Raw genomic sequence first — 18,474 nt, forward strand, 5'->3', positions numbered from 1 at the left:
CGGGTGCTCTTCGGGGTGCCTGGTGAGATCGTGGTTTTCTCGATAGCGATAATATTTATTGATCTTTGTGGTCAAGTTTTTAAGGGCACACGGTGGATGCCTTGGCATCAGGAGCCGAAGAAGGACGTAGGAATCTGCGATAAGCCTGGGGGAGTTGATAACCGAGCGTTGATCCCAGGATGTCCGAATGGGGAAACCCCGCCCGGCGCGCGAGTGACCGGGTGACCCGCATCTGAACACATAGGGTGCGTGGAGGGAACGTGGGGAAGTGAAACATCTCAGTACCCACAGGAAGAGAAAACAACAGTGATTCCGTTAGTAGTGGCGAGCGAACGCGGAAGAGGCTAAACCAGTGGTGTGTGATAGCCGGCGGGCGTTGCATCACTGGGGTTGCGGGACTTTCCGTACCAGTTCTGCCGGATTGGTGAAGTGAGTGCAGGTGCATAGGTGAACCGGTTTGAAAGCCGGGCCGTAGAGGGTGTTAGCCCCGTAACCGGAATGTATGCTGCCGCTTGGAGAGGATCCCAAGTAGCACGGGGCCCGAGAAATCCCGTGCGAATCTGCCAGGACCACCTGGTAAGCCTAAATACTCCCTGATGACCGATAGCGGACAAGTACCGTGAGGGAAAGGTGAAAAGTACCCCGGGAGGGGAGTGAAACAGTACCTGAAACCGTGTGCCTACAATCCGTTGGAGCAGGGCGATGCCACTTGTGGTGTTGTGCTTGTGACAGCGTGCCTTTTGAAGAATGAGCCTGCGAGTTAGTGTTACGTCGCGAGGTTAACCCGTGAGGGGAAGCCGTAGCGAAAGCGAGTCTGAACAGGGCGATGCAGTGGCGTGATCTAGACCCGAAGCGGAGTGATCTACCCATGGCCAGGTTGAAGCGCGTGTAAGAGCGCGTGGAGGACCGAACCCACTTCAGTTGAAAATGGAGGGGATGAGCTGTGGGTAGGGGTGAAAGGCCAATCAAACTCCGTGATAGCTGGTTCTCCCCGAAATGCATTTAGGTGCAGCGTTGCGTGTTTCTTACCGGAGGTAGAGCTACTGGATGGCTAATGGGCCCTACAAGGTTACTGACGTCAGCCAAACTCCGAATGCCGGTAAGTGAGAGCGCAGCAGTGAGACTGTGGGGGATAAGCTTCATAGTCGAGAGGGAAACAGCCCAGACCACCAACTAAGGCCCCTAAGCGTGTGCTAAGTGGGAAAGGATGTGGAGTTGCGAAGACAACCAGGAGGTTGGCTTAGAAGCAGCCATCCTTGAAAGAGTGCGTAATAGCTCACTGGTCAAGTGATTCCGCGCCGACAATGTAGCGGGGCTCAAGTACACCGCCGAAGTTGTGGCATTCAAATATTAGCCAAGCGGATGGTTTATCCATTTTCGTTCAAGCGTTTGGATGGGTAGGGGAGCGTCGTGTGGGCAGTGAAGTCGCGGTGTAAACCAGCGGTGGAGCCTACACGAGTGAGAATGCAGGCATGAGTAGCGAAAGACGGGTGAGAAACCCGTCCGCCGAATGATCAAGGGTTCCAGGGTCAAGCTAATCTGCCCTGGGTAAGTCGGGACCTAAGGCGAGGCCGACAGGCGTAGTCGATGGACAACGGGTTGATATTCCCGTACCGGCGAAAAACCGCCAATACTGAACGGGGGACACTAACCGCCCGATACCTGACCGGCCGCCCTTGTGGCGACCCGGTTTTTGGTGGAGCGCGGGACCTGATCCCGGGAGGTAAGCGTATTAACAGGTGTGACGCAGGAAGGTAGCCGGGCCGGGCGATGGTTGTCCTGGTCTAAGGATGTAGGGTCAGCGATAGGTAAATCCGTTGCTGTGTCTTTGATGACGATCCTGAGATCTGACGGGACCCACTTTGGTGGGAATCCGGTGATCCTATGCTGCCTAGAAAAGCATCGGCGCGAGGTTTTAGCCGCCCGTACCCCAAACCGACACAGGTGATCAGGTAGAGAATACTAAGGCGATCGAGAGAATTATGGTTAAGGAACTCGGCAAAATGCCCCCGTAACTTCGGGAGAAGGGGGGCCCCAACCTTGATGGACACTTAGCTGTCCGGAGGGGATCGGGGCCGCAGAGACCAGGGGGAAGCGACTGTTTACTAAAAACACAGGTCCGTGCGAAGTCGCAAGACGATGTATACGGACTGACTCCTGCCCGGTGCTGGAAGGTTAAGAGGACCGGTTAGCCCTTACGGGCGAAGCTGGGAATTTAAGCCCCAGTAAACGGCGGTGGTAACTATAACCATCCTAAGGTAGCGAAATTCCTTGTCGGGTAAGTTCCGACCTGCACGAATGGAGTAACGACTTCCCCGCTGTCTCAACCATAAACTCGGCGAAATTGCAGTACGAGTAAAGATGCTCGTTACGCGCAGCAGGACGGAAAGACCCCGAGACCTTTACTATAGTTTGGTATTGATATTCGGTGTGGCTTGTGTAGGATAGGTGGGAGACTGTGAGACCCGGACGCCAGTTCGGGTGGAGTCATCGTTGAAATACCACTCTGGTCATACTGGATATCTAACTTCGGCCCGTAATCCGGGTCAGGGACAGTGCCTGATGGGTAGTTTAACTGGGGCGGTTGCCTCCTAAAGAGTAACGGAGGCGCCCAAAGGTTCCCTCAGCCTGGTTGGCAATCAGGTGGCGAGTGTAAGTGCACAAGGGAGCTTGACTGTGAGAGAGACATCTCGAGCAGGGACGAAAGTCGGGACTAGTGATCCGGCGGTACATTGTGGAATGGCCGTCGCTCAACGGATAAAAGGTACCTCGGGGATAACAGGCTGATCTTGCCCAAGAGTCCATATCGACGGCATGGTTTGGCACCTCGATGTCGGCTCGTCGCATCCTGGGGCTGGAGTAGGTCCCAAGGGTTGGGCTGTTCGCCCATTAAAGCGGTACGCGAGCTGGGTTTAGAACGTCGTGAGACAGTTCGGTCCCTATCCGCTGCGCGCGCAGGAAATTTGAGAAGGGCTGTCCTTAGTACGAGAGGACCGGGACGGACGAACCTCTGGTGTGTCAGTTGTACTGCCAAGTGCACCGCTGATTAGCTACGTTCGGATGGGATAACCGCTGAAAGCATCTAAGCGGGAAGCCCGCTTCGAGATGAGATTTCCATACACCTTGTGTGTGAGAGGCCCCCAGCCAGACCACTGGGTTGATAGGCCGGATGTGGAAGCGGGGACTAAAGACCCGTGAAGCTGACCGGTACTAATAGGCCGATAACTTACACCACACCACAATCTGGGAGGACACGACTTCAAACGGTCCTCCAAATTATAAAGGGTTGTGTTAGATCATGTGCTGCTTGCGTCCACTATGTGGTTCCCGGATAACAAACCCGTGTGGTTTGTCACTCCTGGAACCGGCACCATCGCTCTCTTAACAGGGCGCGGGTGCCGTAGAATAAAGAATGTTGTATTCACCTATGGGGAATACACGCCTGACTGTTCGGCCTTTAGGGGTTGGTGGTTGGGGTGTGTTTCTTGTTGTGACCATTGTTTTCCCCTCACCCCGGGTTTGTTTGGGGGTGGTGCGGGTGGAAGGGTTACGGCGGTCATAGCGTGGGGGAAACGCCCGGTCCCATTCCGAACCCGGAAGCTAAGACCCACAGCGCCGATGGTACTGCATCCGGGAGGATGTGGGAGAGTAGGTCACCGCCGGACAAATTCTGGCAGAGAGGTTGAGGTCCGCACCGTGTGGTGCGGGCCTCAGCTGTTTAAGCACCCGGTTGTTTAACCCCGGTTGTTTACCCCGGGTTCTTCGGTAGCGGGTGTTCAGCTGCGGGTGTGTGGGGGTCCTGTCCTGGCGGGCGGGGTCCTGTCCTGGTGTGTGGGTCCTGTCCTGGCGGGCGGGGCCTTACGTGTTTAACCCCCTGCTTTCCCCTCACACGTGTTGGGTTCCTCTCACTCGAGATGGCAGCAACGGCACGTCTGAGCGCCGGGAAGAGCACTTGCTGCCATCTCGCGGGGAAAGGATAGGGCAGAACCGCCGGCCGGGCCGGGAGCACGAGCGCCGGCACCCAGGAAGCAACCCGGGCTTCCGGCACGGCCGCAAAGCCCGCCATGCTTGGGTCCCTTTCCCGATCCTCCCGCCGGGATGGCAGCAACGGCACGTTCTGAGCGCCGGGAAGAGAATTTACTGCCATCTTGCGGCAAGCGGGAGGGAGAGTACGGGGAGGGGGAACGAAAGGTGGGCGGCGATAGTACCGCTCCGGACCCATATATACGACCCCGACCACAGCTGTAACGCCATTATCATCAGTCTCAGTAGATGATTCCTGTACTTCCCCTTTTCATGCGCATGCCCAGCCGGTAGCCTCGCTGACCACGGAGCCTAGGGATGTAGTCCGTCCACAACTCGGTTCTGCGTATATCCAACTGGGCCAAGTCGGGAAAGCGGGAAGTTATGAGTCTGCATCACAAATCCGGCCGTGCGCCGGGCGCTAGTCATTTGATGAGGGGAGGCAGGGCCGGCGGTACGAGCCTGGGAATCTTTGCCGTGCTGTGCCTTCTGATGCAACTGGCGTCACCGGCCCATGCCGTGTTTTCGGGTCCGTCGCCCGGAGAAGAGGTGCCTCTGGACGTCGTTGAAATTACGATGACCGGCACCGGGCCCGGCACAGCGGTGACGGGTGGGCTCCCGCCGATCGGTGCCGCCTTCGATCCGACAACGGGCTACCCAGCCGATGTTCCCGCGGGGTATGAAACGGCTAACGAACCCTTTGCCGGCATCATTAACACGGTGGATCAGGCGGGAAACACCCAGCAGATGTACTGTATCGATATTCGCACCGCCACCTATACAGGCCTCGGCTACGAGAACGGCTCTTGGGACGAATCCAACGTCCCTAACATCGGTTATGTTAACCGGGTCCTCAACAGCTACTTCCCGGATCAGCCGGGACTTCCCCCAGCCGCCAATGACAGCATCCGCGCCGCTGCCGTACAAGCAGCTGTCTGGTTTTTCAGCGACGGTTACGTGCTTCAGGACACCGACGCCATTCGCCCGCTGACCGCGCAGATTGTCGCCGACGTCCTTGCAGCCGGACCGCTCACCGAACCGCCGGCGCCGGATGTGAACATTACTCCCCCGGTAGCGACCGGTCCTGTTGACGGGACCACAGGACCGTTCACTGTGACAGCAGGAGGCGGAGCGACTCTCACTGTTACTGTGCCGGACGGATTCACCCTATATACCGATGCCGCAGGAACTGTTCCACTCGTGGAAGGGACCCCGGTTGCTTCAGGCACGCAACTTTGGGTGCGAAGTGACGCGCAAACAACGGCGCCGGCAGTGATCACCGCGGAGGCAGTGGTCCCGGTCGAGACCGGCAACGTTTACCTCTACGCCGGAAACAACCCATCAGTAACCGAGGCCCAAAAGCTCATTCTTGCGGCAAATTCCTCGATCAGTTCCACCGCGCAGGCGACAGCGGAATTTTTCCAAACCGGGGTGCTGACGGTCAACAAGACGTTCGCCGGTGATGCCGTGGGCCAACAGGGGGCGATCCTCCTCAACATTGATTGTGGAAACGGGTTCATTTTCCAAGCCACCATCGACGCCGGGAGCACTGAGGACCAGACGGCCACCTTCACAGGCATTCCCCTGGGAAGCACATGTGTCGTGACTGAACCGGAAACGGGATCAACGACTGCTGTCGAAGTGGTGTCCTCCGCACCCCAGGAAGTCGTGATCGAAGCCAGCTCAGCCGTCACTGTCAGCAATACGGTGAGCTACCGGCCGGGAGCCCTCAACGTCGCCAAAACGATCACCGGGAATGCTGCCGGTCTGCAGTCAGAGATCGTTCTCGATGTCGTGTGCGGAACAGTCCTGACCACCAGCGTTGTCATTCCCGCAGGGACGGCGGCCGGACCATACGGGGAAACCTTCACTGACATTCCGGCAGGAACGGAATGCACGGTGACGGAATCGAGCTCGGGTGCGACGTCGGAGGTTACCGTTGACGCGGGAGATCCGGTGACGGTAGTGATTGAGCCGGGCACCACAGTAACTGCGGGGCTGACCAACACGGTGCAGTTTGTGAACGGATCACTACAGGTTACTAAGATCGTGGCCGGAAACGGTGCGGGGCAACAGTCCGCATCGGTCCTGAACGTTGTTTGCGGGAACGAACTCGAGCAAGTGGTGCGGATCCCCGCTGAAACCCTCCCGGGGGAGTATGTCCAGGTCTTCGACGGCATTCCCGCCGGAACCGAGTGCACCATCACCGAACCAACGTCCGGTGAAAACGGCAACGTCACTGTCGAGACGATACTGCCCTACAGCGTCGTGATCGTCTCGGGCGAAACCGTAGCGGCGACGGTTACCAATACCTATGCCGTGTTGGGTAAGGACAGACTGGCCAGGACCGGGGCAAGTGCCAGTGCGCAGATATCCCTGGCCGGAGCAGGAGCGCTGCTGATCGGAACGCTCCTCGTTGCCGGCGCAGCACGACGGAAAGTGGACTAGGTCCCAGCCGCCGGCGGTATGAAATATCCCGACCGCCGGTGGTCAGCACCGGACCCAAAGGGACCAGCTGGTGACCACCTGCTGGCCAGCAGGTGAAGGAGCCGGGCCTACGGGTATGACTGTGGGTAGCTTTCCCACCCGGGGAGCTACCCACCGTCATGCCCAAGACGGTGAGGGCATCACGCGGGGTGCGGCAAAGAGGTAAACCTGCAACGAAAAACGCAGTGAAAAGCGTCGCCGAGGCGTCACCCGAGGCGTTTTAGGGACCCCAGTCACAGCTAATGCAACCGAGTTGCGGCGGGGTCCAAACCTGTGTAAAGTCTTCTAAGTCGCCGCGGCCGGGAGTTGAAAAACTTACCGAGCAGGGCGGCCAAACCCCACCAAAAACATCCTGGTGATCCATCCTGCCCCACGGGCCGGGAACGGAAAGCCGGGGCTTTTGTGCGGGCTCCTCCGGAGGAAAAAGACGCGGTTTCGGGAATTATCCCGAATTGCTAAAACAGTCCGGATGAAATAGAATAAAGAAACACTGCAGCGAAGAGAAAAGAAAAACAAACCATTGTTTTTCCGAGTATTTCGGATGCATCTGTTGTTTGAGAACTCAATAGTGTGCCAAGTTTATTGATACCAATTTATTTTAATTGGTTGAACTGCTTCTTCCGCCCACCCCGTGGGCGCGGAGGACTTTTTTAGCTGGTTTCGAATTTAGTGCAGGACCGTGCAGCCAATTTTCCTTGGCTCCGGCCCTGTGTCTGTAACACATTTACGGAGAGTTTGATCCTGGCTCAGGATGAACGCTGGCGGCGTGCTTAACACATGCAAGTCGAACGATGACTTTTGTGCTTGCACAAAATGATTAGTGGCGAACGGGTGAGTAACACGTGAGTAACCTGCCCTTAACTTCGGGATAAGCCTGGGAAACCGGGTCTAATACCGGATACGACGGACCACCGCATGGCGGTCCGTGGAAAGCTTGATGCGGTTTTGGATGGACTCGCGGCCTATCAGCTAGTTGGTTGGGGTAATGGCCCACCAAGGCGACGACGGGTAGCCGGCCTGAGAGGGTGACCGGCCACACTGGGACTGAGACACGGCCCAGACTCCTACGGGAGGCAGCAGTGGGGAATATTGCACAATGGGCGAAAGCCTGATGCAGCGACGCCGCGTGAGGGACGAAGGCCTTCGGGTTGTAAACCTCTTTCAGCAGGGAAGAAGCGAAAGTGACGGTACCTGCAGAAGAAGCGCCGGCTAACTACGTGCCAGCAGCCGCGGTAATACGTAGGGCGCAAGCGTTATCCGGAATTATTGGGCGTAAAGAGCTCGTAGGCGGTTTGTCGCGTCTGCTGTGAAAGCCCGGGGCTCAACCCCGGGTCTGCAGTGGGTACGGGCAGACTAGAGTGCAGTAGGGGAGACTGGAATTCCTGGTGTAGCGGTGAAATGCGCAGATATCAGGAGGAACACCGATGGCGAAGGCAGGTCTCTGGGCTGTAACTGACGCTGAGGAGCGAAAGCATGGGGAGCGAACAGGATTAGATACCCTGGTAGTCCATGCCGTAAACGTTGGGCACTAGGTGTGGGGGACATTCCACGTTTTCCGCGCCGTAGCTAACGCATTAAGTGCCCCGCCTGGGGAGTACGGCCGCAAGGCTAAAACTCAAAGGAATTGACGGGGGCCCGCACAAGCGGCGGAGCATGCGGATTAATTCGATGCAACGCGAAGAACCTTACCAAGGCTTGACATGAACCGGAAAGGCCTGGAAACAGGTCCCCCACTTGTGGCCGGTTTACAGGTGGTGCATGGTTGTCGTCAGCTCGTGTCGTGAGATGTTGGGTTAAGTCCCGCAACGAGCGCAACCCTCGTTCTATGTTGCCAGCGCGTTATGGCGGGGACTCATAGGAGACTGCCGGGGTCAACTCGGAGGAAGGTGGGGACGACGTCAAATCATCATGCCCCTTATGTCTTGGGCTTCACGCATGCTACAATGGCCGGTACAAAGGGTTGCGATACTGTGAGGTGGAGCTAATCCCAAAAAGCCGGTCTCAGTTCGGATTGAGGTCTGCAACTCGACCTCATGAAGTTGGAGTCGCTAGTAATCGCAGATCAGCAACGCTGCGGTGAATACGTTCCCGGGCCTTGTACACACCGCCCGTCAAGTCACGAAAGTTGGTAACACCCGAAGCCGGTGGCCTAACCCCCTTGTGGGGAGGGAGCCGTCGAAGGTGGGACCGGCGATTGGGACTAAGTCGTAACAAGGTAGCCGTACCGGAAGGTGCGGCTGGATCACCTCCTTTCTAAGGAGCACCTCAAGGTTGCGTGTCCTTCCACAGTGTGGGATGCGTGCTTTGCAGGAGATGCCCATATCGAAGGCGTTTGTTCTTCGGTGGGTGCTCAAGGGTGGAATATCAATAGGCAGGTGCCCGGCGTTGAGCCCGGCAGCATGAGTACGCCGTTTCTTCCCCGCTTGCGGGGGTGGACCGGTTGGAAAGGGTTGCCGGTGTTTCGAGTACCGGGTTTTACCGTTTGGCACACTGTTGGGTCCTGAGACAACAGGACCGTATGAACTGACAATCGTTATGGTTGGAAGTGGCACGGGTTCGTGTTGTTTCTGGTTGTTCCTGCGCAGACCTAAGGCTTTCACGGTGAATACGTGGGGGGTGCGGGGTGTGACGGGGTTGTTGTTTGAGAACTACATAGTGGACGCGAGCATCTTAAAATTATTAAGTGCAATTTCAGATAAACCTGGTGGATCCGGGTGCTCTTCGGGGTGCCTGGTGAGATCGTGGTTTTCTCGATAGCGATAATATTTATTGATCTTTGTGGTCAAGTTTTTAAGGGCACACGGTGGATGCCTTGGCATCAGGAGCCGAAGAAGGACGTAGGAATCTGCGATAAGCCTGGGGGAGTTGATAACCGAGCGTTGATCCCAGGATGTCCGAATGGGGAAACCCCGCCCGGCGCGCGAGTGACCGGGTGACCCGCATCTGAACACATAGGGTGCGTGGAGGGAACGTGGGGAAGTGAAACATCTCAGTACCCACAGGAAGAGAAAACAACAGTGATTCCGTTAGTAGTGGCGAGCGAACGCGGAAGAGGCTAAACCAGTGGTGTGTGATAGCCGGCGGGCGTTGCATCACTGGGGTTGCGGGACTTTCCGTACCAGTTCTGCCGGATTGGTGAAGTGAGTGCAGGTGCATAGGTGAACCGGTTTGAAAGCCGGGCCGTAGAGGGTGTTAGCCCCGTAACCGGAATGTATGCTGCCGCTTGGAGAGGATCCCAAGTAGCACGGGGCCCGAGAAATCCCGTGCGAATCTGCCAGGACCACCTGGTAAGCCTAAATACTCCCTGATGACCGATAGCGGACAAGTACCGTGAGGGAAAGGTGAAAAGTACCCCGGGAGGGGAGTGAAACAGTACCTGAAACCGTGTGCCTACAATCCGTTGGAGCAGGGCGATGCCACTTGTGGTGTTGTGCTTGTGACAGCGTGCCTTTTGAAGAATGAGCCTGCGAGTTAGTGTTACGTCGCGAGGTTAACCCGTGAGGGGAAGCCGTAGCGAAAGCGAGTCTGAACAGGGCGATGCAGTGGCGTGATCTAGACCCGAAGCGGAGTGATCTACCCATGGCCAGGTTGAAGCGCGTGTAAGAGCGCGTGGAGGACCGAACCCACTTCAGTTGAAAATGGAGGGGATGAGCTGTGGGTAGGGGTGAAAGGCCAATCAAACTCCGTGATAGCTGGTTCTCCCCGAAATGCATTTAGGTGCAGCGTTGCGTGTTTCTTACCGGAGGTAGAGCTACTGGATGGCTAATGGGCCCTACAAGGTTACTGACGTCAGCCAAACTCCGAATGCCGGTAAGTGAGAGCGCAGCAGTGAGACTGTGGGGGATAAGCTTCATAGTCGAGAGGGAAACAGCCCAGACCACCAACTAAGGCCCCTAAGCGTGTGCTAAGTGGGAAAGGATGTGGAGTTGCGAAGACAACCAGGAGGTTGGCTTAGAAGCAGCCATCCTTGAAAGAGTGCGTAATAGCTCACTGGTCAAGTGATTCCGCGCCGACAATGTAGCGGGGCTCAAGTACACCGCCGAAGTTGTGGCATTCAAATATTAGCCAAGCGGATGGTTTATCCATTTTCGTTCAAGCGTTTGGATGGGTAGGGGAGCGTCGTGTGGGCAGTGAAGTCGCGGTGTAAACCAGCGGTGGAGCCTACACGAGTGAGAATGCAGGCATGAGTAGCGAAAGACGGGTGAGAAACCCGTCCGCCGAATGATCAAGGGTTCCAGGGTCAAGCTAATCTGCCCTGGGTAAGTCGGGACCTAAGGCGAGGCCGACAGGCGTAGTCGATGGACAACGGGTTGATATTCCCGTACCGGCGAAAAACCGCCAATACTGAACGGGGGACACTAACCGCCCGATACCTGACCGGCCGCCCTTGTGGCGACCCGGTTTTTGGTGGAGCGCGGGACCTGATCCCGGGAGGTAAGCGTATTAACAGGTGTGACGCAGGAAGGTAGCCGGGCCGGGCGATGGTTGTCCTGGTCTAAGGATGTAGGGTCAGCGATAGGTAAATCCGTTGCTGTGTCTTTGATGACGATCCTGAGATCTGACGGGACCCACTTTGGTGGGAATCCGGTGATCCTATGCTGCCTAGAAAAGCATCGGCGCGAGGTTTTAGCCGCCCGTACCCCAAACCGACACAGGTGATCAGGTAGAGAATACTAAGGCGATCGAGAGAATTATGGTTAAGGAACTCGGCAAAATGCCCCCGTAACTTCGGGAGAAGGGGGGCCCCAACCTTGATGGACACTTAGCTGTCCGGAGGGGATCGGGGCCGCAGAGACCAGGGGGAAGCGACTGTTTACTAAAAACACAGGTCCGTGCGAAGTCGCAAGACGATGTATACGGACTGACTCCTGCCCGGTGCTGGAAGGTTAAGAGGACCGGTTAGCCCTTACGGGCGAAGCTGGGAATTTAAGCCCCAGTAAACGGCGGTGGTAACTATAACCATCCTAAGGTAGCGAAATTCCTTGTCGGGTAAGTTCCGACCTGCACGAATGGAGTAACGACTTCCCCGCTGTCTCAACCATAAACTCGGCGAAATTGCAGTACGAGTAAAGATGCTCGTTACGCGCAGCAGGACGGAAAGACCCCGAGACCTTTACTATAGTTTGGTATTGATATTCGGTGTGGCTTGTGTAGGATAGGTGGGAGACTGTGAGACCCGGACGCCAGTTCGGGTGGAGTCATCGTTGAAATACCACTCTGGTCATACTGGATATCTAACTTCGGCCCGTAATCCGGGTCAGGGACAGTGCCTGATGGGTAGTTTAACTGGGGCGGTTGCCTCCTAAAGAGTAACGGAGGCGCCCAAAGGTTCCCTCAGCCTGGTTGGCAATCAGGTGGCGAGTGTAAGTGCACAAGGGAGCTTGACTGTGAGAGAGACATCTCGAGCAGGGACGAAAGTCGGGACTAGTGATCCGGCGGTACATTGTGGAATGGCCGTCGCTCAACGGATAAAAGGTACCTCGGGGATAACAGGCTGATCTTGCCCAAGAGTCCATATCGACGGCATGGTTTGGCACCTCGATGTCGGCTCGTCGCATCCTGGGGCTGGAGTAGGTCCCAAGGGTTGGGCTGTTCGCCCATTAAAGCGGTACGCGAGCTGGGTTTAGAACGTCGTGAGACAGTTCGGTCCCTATCCGCTGCGCGCGCAGGAAATTTGAGAAGGGCTGTCCTTAGTACGAGAGGACCGGGACGGACGAACCTCTGGTGTGTCAGTTGTACTGCCAAGTGCACCGCTGATTAGCTACGTTCGGATGGGATAACCGCTGAAAGCATCTAAGCGGGAAGCCCGCTTCGAGATGAGATTTCCATACACCTTGTGTGTGAGAGGCCCCCAGCCAGACCACTGGGTTGATAGGCCGGATGTGGAAGCGGGGACTAAAGACCCGTGAAGCTGACCGGTACTAATAGGCCGATAACTTACACCACACCACAATCTGGGAGGACACGACTTCAAACGGTCCTCCAAATTATAAAGGGTTGTGTTAGATCATGTGCTGCTTGCGTCCACTATGTGGTTCCCGGATAACAAACCCGTGTGGTTTGTCACTCCTGGAACCGGCACCATCGCTCTCTTAACAGGGCGCGGGTGCCGTAGAATAAAGAATGTTGTATTCACCTATGGGGAATACACGCCTGACTGTTCGGCCTTTAGGGGTTGGTGGTTGGGGTGTGTTTCTTGTTGTGACCATTGTTTTCCCCTCACCCCGGGTTTGTTTGGGGGTGGTGCGGGTGGAAGGGTTACGGCGGTCATAGCGTGGGGGAAACGCCCGGTCCCATTCCGAACCCGGAAGCTAAGACCCACAGCGCCGATGGTACTGCATCCGGGAGGATGTGGGAGAGTAGGTCACCGCCGGACAAATTCTGGCAGAGAGGTTGAGGTCCGCACCGTGTGGTGCGGGCCTCAGCTGTTTAACCCCCCGGTTGTTTACCCCGGGTTCTTCGGTAGCGGGTGTTCAGCTGCGGGTGTGTGGGGGTCCTGGCGGGCGGGGCCTTCACGTGTTTATCCCCTGTTTCCCCTCACACGTGTTGGGTTCCTCTCACGCGCGAGGAGGTTCCTCTCACTCGAGATGGCAGCAACGGCACGTCTGAGCGCCGGGAAGAGCACTTACTGCCATCTCGCGGGGAAAGGATAGGGCAGAACCGCCGGCCGGGCCGGGAATGGGTTCGGAGGCAGGGAGGGCCGCCGCGTGCTATCCGTCCGGGGCCGCCGCCGTGTTTGGCCGTCCGGGGCCGCCGTCGTGTTATCCGGCCGGGCCGCAGTGATCCAAATGGCAGGGGCACAACGGACAGCCGATCCGGCTAGGGTTGAACGATGAACTCTTCCCTTTTCTCCCACGCCGAGCAGCCGGATCCCGCGAAGGAAGCCGCCGCCGTTCAGGACATCGTCGTGGAACGTGTTGTCCCGCGCGAGCTGCACGAGGCGTTCAACGGTTTTACCGAGTACCTGCACCTGTGGTGGCCGGAGCAGTACACGGAATTCGGGGAGGGGACCCACCCGGAGTTTGAAGCCGCTTCCCTCACGGAGACGGGACCGGACGGACAAACGGCAGTGTGGGCAACGGTGACCAGCAGGGTTCAGGACGCTGAGCTGGCACTGGACTGGGTGGCCGGGCACAGTCCGGGGACGCCCACGGAAGTCCGTGTCACTTTTACCCCGTTGAGCGAAAATGAGACAAGGATCAGCCTGACGCATTCCGGTCTCGGCCAGGTGGCCGAGGTCGTGGAAACGCACTTGGGTTTCTCCGCTGCCTGGCCGCAGATTCTTGACCGGTACGCGCGGTTCATGGGAGCCCGGTAGCATCCTCGTATGACCGCACACGCACTTCCGGACCTCGCCGGCTCCCTGCCCGGCATCGCCGTCGATACTGTCCCCGAGGTACTGGCAGCCTATGCGAGCGACCAGGGGCCAGTGCTGGACTACGCCAATCCGCTGGCGGTTGTCCGGCCAGAGTCGGCGGCCGAGGTCCAGGAGGTGCTCCGTTGGGCTTCGCGTACCGGAACTGCCGTGGTGCCGCGGGGTGCCGGGACCGGTGTTTCCGGGGGAGCGCATGCCACCGCCGGGTGCATAGTGCTCAGTCTGGAGCGCATGAACCGAATCCTGGAAATTCGCCCGGAGGATGAAATCGCCCGGGTCGAACCGGGAGTGATCAACGCCGAGCTCAGCGCGGCCGTCGCCGAATACGGGCTGATGTACGCCCCGGATCCGGCCAGCTACCGCATTTCAACGATCGGGGGCAATGTAGCCACCAACGCCGGCGGTCTGCGCTGCGCGAAGTACGGGGTGACGCGGGACTCTGTCCTGTCACTCGACGTCGTCCTGGCGGACGGGACGCTCATCACCACTGGACAGGAAACCTTCAAAGGAGTCGCCGGGTATGACCTGACGAGCCTGTTCACCGGTTCCGAGGGGACACTGGGAATCGTGGTGGGCATTACCGTGCGGCTGCGTTACCTGCCGGTCAAGGTCTGCACCCTCGCCGCCTTTTTCCCCGACCTCGACAGTGCAGCCGCCGGAGTCCTCGCCGTGGGGAAGGCACGGGTGCAGCCGGCCATTATGGAACTGCTCGACGGCGCAACCATGACGGCCCTCGACACTGTCCACGGTTCCGGCTTGCGGAGCCGGGGTGAAGCGCTGCTGCTGATCCAGACTGACGGATACGGAGCCGACGCCGAAGCTGAAGTGGTTCGGTCCGTCCTCGCGGCCCTGGGCGGGACTGTGAGCCTGGAGGGCTCCGAAGAAGCGCTGCGCCTGGTGGACCTGCGCCGGCACAGCCGCGGCGATGCCGTCCACACCCAGCTCCGCGTGGGGGAGGACGTGGCTGTTCCGCGGTCCCGGCTGGTCTCCTATATCCGCGAGCTGCACCGGATGGCCGGAGATCACGACGTGCGGCTGAAAGTCGTGGCGCATGCCGGCGACGGGAACCTGCATCCCACCTTCTGGGTGGAAACTGCTGAGGGCAGCGCCGCAGCCCTGAGGCTGGACGCCGCCCTCGATGAATCCATCACAGTGGCCCTTGCCATGGGCGGTACCATCACCGGCGAACACGGGATCGGCCAGTTCAAGCTCCGCTGGCTGGCGCAGGAACAGCAGAAAGAACTACGCGATCTGCAGAGCCGGATCAAGGATGCCTTCGACCCGGCCGGAATCCTTAATCCCGGAAAAGCGATTCTCCCGCGCTAGTCCAGCTTCAGCCACACCGTGCGGTTTGGCCGCAGCCGGGTGCCTTCCATCGCTGACGGCGAGCTTGTTGCCAGAACGGGAAGGTCCGGAAGCTGCACGGGCTTCTCGCCCATGTTCATTGCGACCAGGACACTGCCGTTGACGAAGGCCACCAGACCCTCGGCATCGTGCTCGGGCCACCATTTCAGGGAACCGGCACCCAGTCCCAGGCCCCGCCGGACGGAAAGGGCCTGGCGGTACATATTCAGCGACGACCACGGGTCCCGCTGTTCAACGTCCCGGGAGTAGCGGCCCCAGTAGGCCGGCTGCGGGAGCCAGGACCGGCCGGCGGAGCTGAACCCGAACGAGGGCTCATTGACCCGCCACGGCAGCGGAACACGGCTGCCGTCACGGCCTACCCGCGCGCCGGCGGTCCGGTGGTAGGTGGGGTCCTGGCGGAACTCGTCCGGCATCATGGTGTGGTCGGGCAGGCCGAGCTCTTCGCCCTGATAGAGGTAGACACCGCCGGGCAGGCCCAGCATGAGCATGGTGGCGGCCCGGGCGCGGTCCGCGCCCAGCAGATAGTCCGGCTGGCTGTCCCGCGGGCCAATGCCGTCTCCGCTGCGCAGTTTGTTGGATTCCAGCCCGAACCGGGAAACGTGGCGGACGACGTCGTGGTTCGACAGTACCCAGGTGGTGGGCGCACCAACGGTATCGAAGGCCCGCAGAGAGGTTTCGATAATGTCCCGCAGCGCCTTCGGCTCCCACGGATGGTTGAGGTAGGCGAAGTTAAACGCCTGGTGCATCTCATCGGAGCGGACCCAGTCGGTGATGCGCTCCACGGGGTCCACGTTCGCCTCGGCACAGAGAACGCGGTCGCCGTCGTATTCATCCAGAAGCTTCCGCCAGGACCGGAAGATCTCGTGAATGCCTTCCTGTCCAAACATGGGAGCCGCAGAGCCGGGGAAGCCCTCGGAGGACGCGCCGTCGGCGGCTCCGCCCCAGTCGGGCAGGCCGGACTTCTTGATCAGGGCATGCGCAACGTCCACCCGGAAGCCGCCGACGCCGCGGTCGAGCCAGAAGCGCAGGATTCGTTCAAACTCGTCCCTCACCGCCGGGTTGTCCCAGTTGAAGTCGGGCTGGGAGGAATCAAAGAGGTGCAGGTACCACTGCCCCGGCGTGCCGTCCGGATTGGTGGTCCGCGTCCAGGCCGGGCCGCCGAAGTGCGACTGCCAGTTGTTCGGCGGGTTCTCCCCGTTCTCGCCCCTGCCGTCCCGGAAGATGAACATGTCCCGCTCCGGCGAGCCGGGTGCCGCTGCCAGCGCTGCCTGGAAGAGAGGGTGCTGGTCGGAGCAGTGATTCGGGACCAGGTCCACGATGACGCGGATACCATACTCGCCGGCCCGGGCTACGAGGGCGTCGAAGTCCTCGAGAGTGCCAAAAAGCGGGTCCACCGAGCAATAGTCTGCAACGTCGTAACCCGCGTCTTTCTGCGGCGACCGGTAGAACGGTGATAGCCAGACGGCGTCGATGGCCAGTTCGGCCAGCGTCGGAATCTCTTCGGTGATACCCCGAAGATCGCCGATTCCGTCACCTCTGAGATCACGGAAGGACCGGGGATAAATCTGGTAAATGACTGAGGAGCGCCACCATTCCTGACCCGCTGGCGGTACATGGACGGGGACGGTCTGAAGAGTGGCTCCCGGTGGGTGGGAAACAACTGGTGTGGACATAACTGGGCAGGGACCTCCTATCTAGCATGAATGCTACCTATAGTTGTTAACGCCCTGCCGGCGGTGCCTTTTCCCTGTTATGCGGTGAGATCCGGCATAGACCCCGGTGATCCGGACAACCTCAGGACATCTGCTCAGGTGCGCCGCCGGAGTCCAGGATCTTCATGGTCCTGGTGTCTGCGGTGAGCAGGATGGCAGCCTCGTCCCGGCGGTGGCGGAGAACCGTGTCCATGTATGACTGCACTGCCTCAGCCATCGGAACGTTCCGGTTTTCCTTTTCCGACATGTACCAGCGGTGCTCGAGGACCTCGTGCACCACCTCGGCCTGCTCGAGCTTGCTGCCGAGCTCACGCGGTACGGATTTCACGATCGGCTCGAAGACCTGGGTTACCCACAGATGCGCGCTGAGCTCCTCGTCAAGGTCCGGGTTGTTGTCTGCGCGGTAGGAATCCATGTCGTTCAGCAGCCGGCGGGCCTGGTTCTCCTGGGCATCAAGCCCGGTCAGGCGCAGCAGGCGGCGCTGGTGGTGTCCGGCGTCGACCACCTTGGGCTGGAGCTGGACCTGGGTTCCGTCGGCGGTGGTTTTGATGGTGAGTTCGTCGACATCGAACCCGAGGTCATTCAGGCGGCGGATGCGGGCATTCACGCGCCAGCGTTCGCCGAGCTCGAAGGATTCCTTTTCCGTCAGCTCCGCCCAGAGGTTGCGGTAGCTGTCCATGATCCGCTCGCTCGTGGCCAGCGGATCCACGCTTTCCTCGATCAACCCGCCTTCAGCGAGGTCCATCAGCTCCCCGGCGATGTTGACCCTGGCGATCTCCAGGTCGTACTCGCGCTGGCCGCGGGACAGCTCCGGGTAGAGCTCGCCGGTTTCAGCATCTACGAGGTAGGCGGCAAAGGCGCCGGCGTCGCGCCGGAACAAGGTGTTGGAGAGCGAAACATCGCCCCAGTAGAACCCGGCCAGGTGCAGGCGGACCAGCAGCAGGGCCTGGGCATCGATCAGCCGGGTGAGGGTGACCTCGCGCAGGGTCTGGGAAAAAACGGCACGGTAGGGCAGCGAGAAGCGCAGGTGCTTGGTGACGAGGACCGGCTGCAGCTCTTCGCCGTGGACGTCATACCGGCCGGTGATGACCGCAACCGGCGCAACCGAAGGGACATTCAGCCGCCGCAGCTTGCGCAGCATGTGGTATTCCTGCCGGGCCACGTGTTCGCTGGTTTCCTTGATCGCGATGAGCGAATCACCCATCCGGGCAAAGCGGACCACGTGCCGGGAAATGCCGCGGGGCAGAGCGGCCAGGTTTTCCTTGGGCCAGTCCTCCAGCGGCAGATGCCAGGGCAGGTCCAAAAGTGCGGGATCCATGGATGCCGCAGTGATGTTCAGGGAGGCAAGGGCCTTCTCCGGGGTGGAGACATGAAGCCGCGGCAGTTTGCCCGGCTGATCCCAGTCGGTAGGTTCGTCTCGCCAGTTTGCGCCTGCAGGTTCGGTCATAAGCACATGCCCTTTGTCGAGCGTTGTTGATTAAACAGCAATGCGGTGGTCCCCTCAACGAGTCT

General features: G+C 59.2%; 5 protein-coding genes and 5 rRNA genes. 8 read left to right on the forward strand and 2 right to left on the reverse strand.

The features are described from left to right. Window positions 1-69: 69 nt before the first annotated feature. From M1D40_RS02085 to M1D40_RS02120, 8 genes are all read left to right on the forward strand, one after another. Window positions 70-3,235, forward strand: a 23S ribosomal RNA gene (locus M1D40_RS02085). A gap of 313 nt (window positions 3,236-3,548) precedes the next feature. Beyond that, window positions 3,549-3,665, forward strand: a 5S ribosomal RNA gene (gene rrf / locus M1D40_RS02090). Window positions 3,666-4,572: 907 nt separating this feature from the next. After that, window positions 4,573-6,471, forward strand: coding sequence for a DUF5979 domain-containing protein (locus M1D40_RS02095; RefSeq protein WP_461170035.1), 1,899 nt, complete (start codon window positions 4,573-4,575; stop codon window positions 6,469-6,471). 762 nt (window positions 6,472-7,233) lie between these two features. After that, window positions 7,234-8,763 (forward strand): 16S ribosomal RNA (locus M1D40_RS02100). A 527-nt stretch (window positions 8,764-9,290) separates the two neighbouring features. Further along, window positions 9,291-12,456 (forward strand): 23S ribosomal RNA (locus M1D40_RS02105). 313 nt (window positions 12,457-12,769) lie between these two features. After that, window positions 12,770-12,886, forward strand: a 5S ribosomal RNA gene (rrf, locus tag M1D40_RS02110). Together the 16S, 23S and 5S rRNA genes form the textbook arrangement of a ribosomal RNA operon. Window positions 12,887-13,342: 456 nt before the next feature. After that, the gene (locus M1D40_RS02115; protein ID WP_461170036.1) at window positions 13,343-13,828 is read left to right on the forward strand and encodes an SRPBCC domain-containing protein; all 486 of its coding nucleotides are present in this window, start codon (window positions 13,343-13,345) and stop codon (window positions 13,826-13,828) included. Window positions 13,829-13,837: 9 nt separating this feature from the next. Continuing rightward, a complete protein-coding gene (locus tag M1D40_RS02120; protein WP_341395745.1) occupies window positions 13,838-15,211 on the forward strand; it encodes an FAD-binding oxidoreductase in 1,374 nt (457 codons plus the stop codon). On the opposite strand, the gene M1D40_RS02125 is transcribed toward M1D40_RS02120, so the two are convergent. Next, entirely contained in the window at window positions 15,208-16,923 is a 1,716-nt protein-coding gene (locus M1D40_RS02125) for a glycoside hydrolase family 13 protein (protein WP_461170037.1), read from the reverse strand. The genes M1D40_RS02120 and M1D40_RS02125 overlap by 4 nt on opposite strands. Window positions 16,924-17,044: 121 nt before the next feature. Continuing rightward, on the reverse strand, window positions 17,045-18,409 hold the full coding sequence (locus M1D40_RS02130) for a DUF4032 domain-containing protein (RefSeq protein ID WP_461170038.1): 1,365 nt from the start codon (window positions 18,407-18,409) through the stop codon (window positions 17,045-17,047). Between the last annotated feature and the right edge of the window lie 65 nt (window positions 18,410-18,474).

The organism is Arthrobacter sp. Z1-15 (assembly GCF_054792395.1).

Excerpts from the sequence above, each read along its gene's own strand:
- M1D40_RS02125 (WP_461170037.1), bottom strand. The coding sequence starts at position 16,923 with ATGTCCACACCAGTTGTTTCCCACCCACCGGGAGCCACTCTTCAGACC.
- M1D40_RS02130 (WP_461170038.1), bottom strand. The coding sequence starts at position 18,409 with ATGACCGAACCTGCAGGCGCAAACTGGCGAGACGAACCTACCGACTGG.
- M1D40_RS02120 (WP_341395745.1), top strand. The coding sequence starts at position 13,838 with ATGACCGCACACGCACTTCCGGACCTCGCCGGCTCCCTGCCCGGCATC.
- M1D40_RS02115 (WP_461170036.1), top strand. The coding sequence starts at position 13,343 with ATGAACTCTTCCCTTTTCTCCCACGCCGAGCAGCCGGATCCCGCGAAG.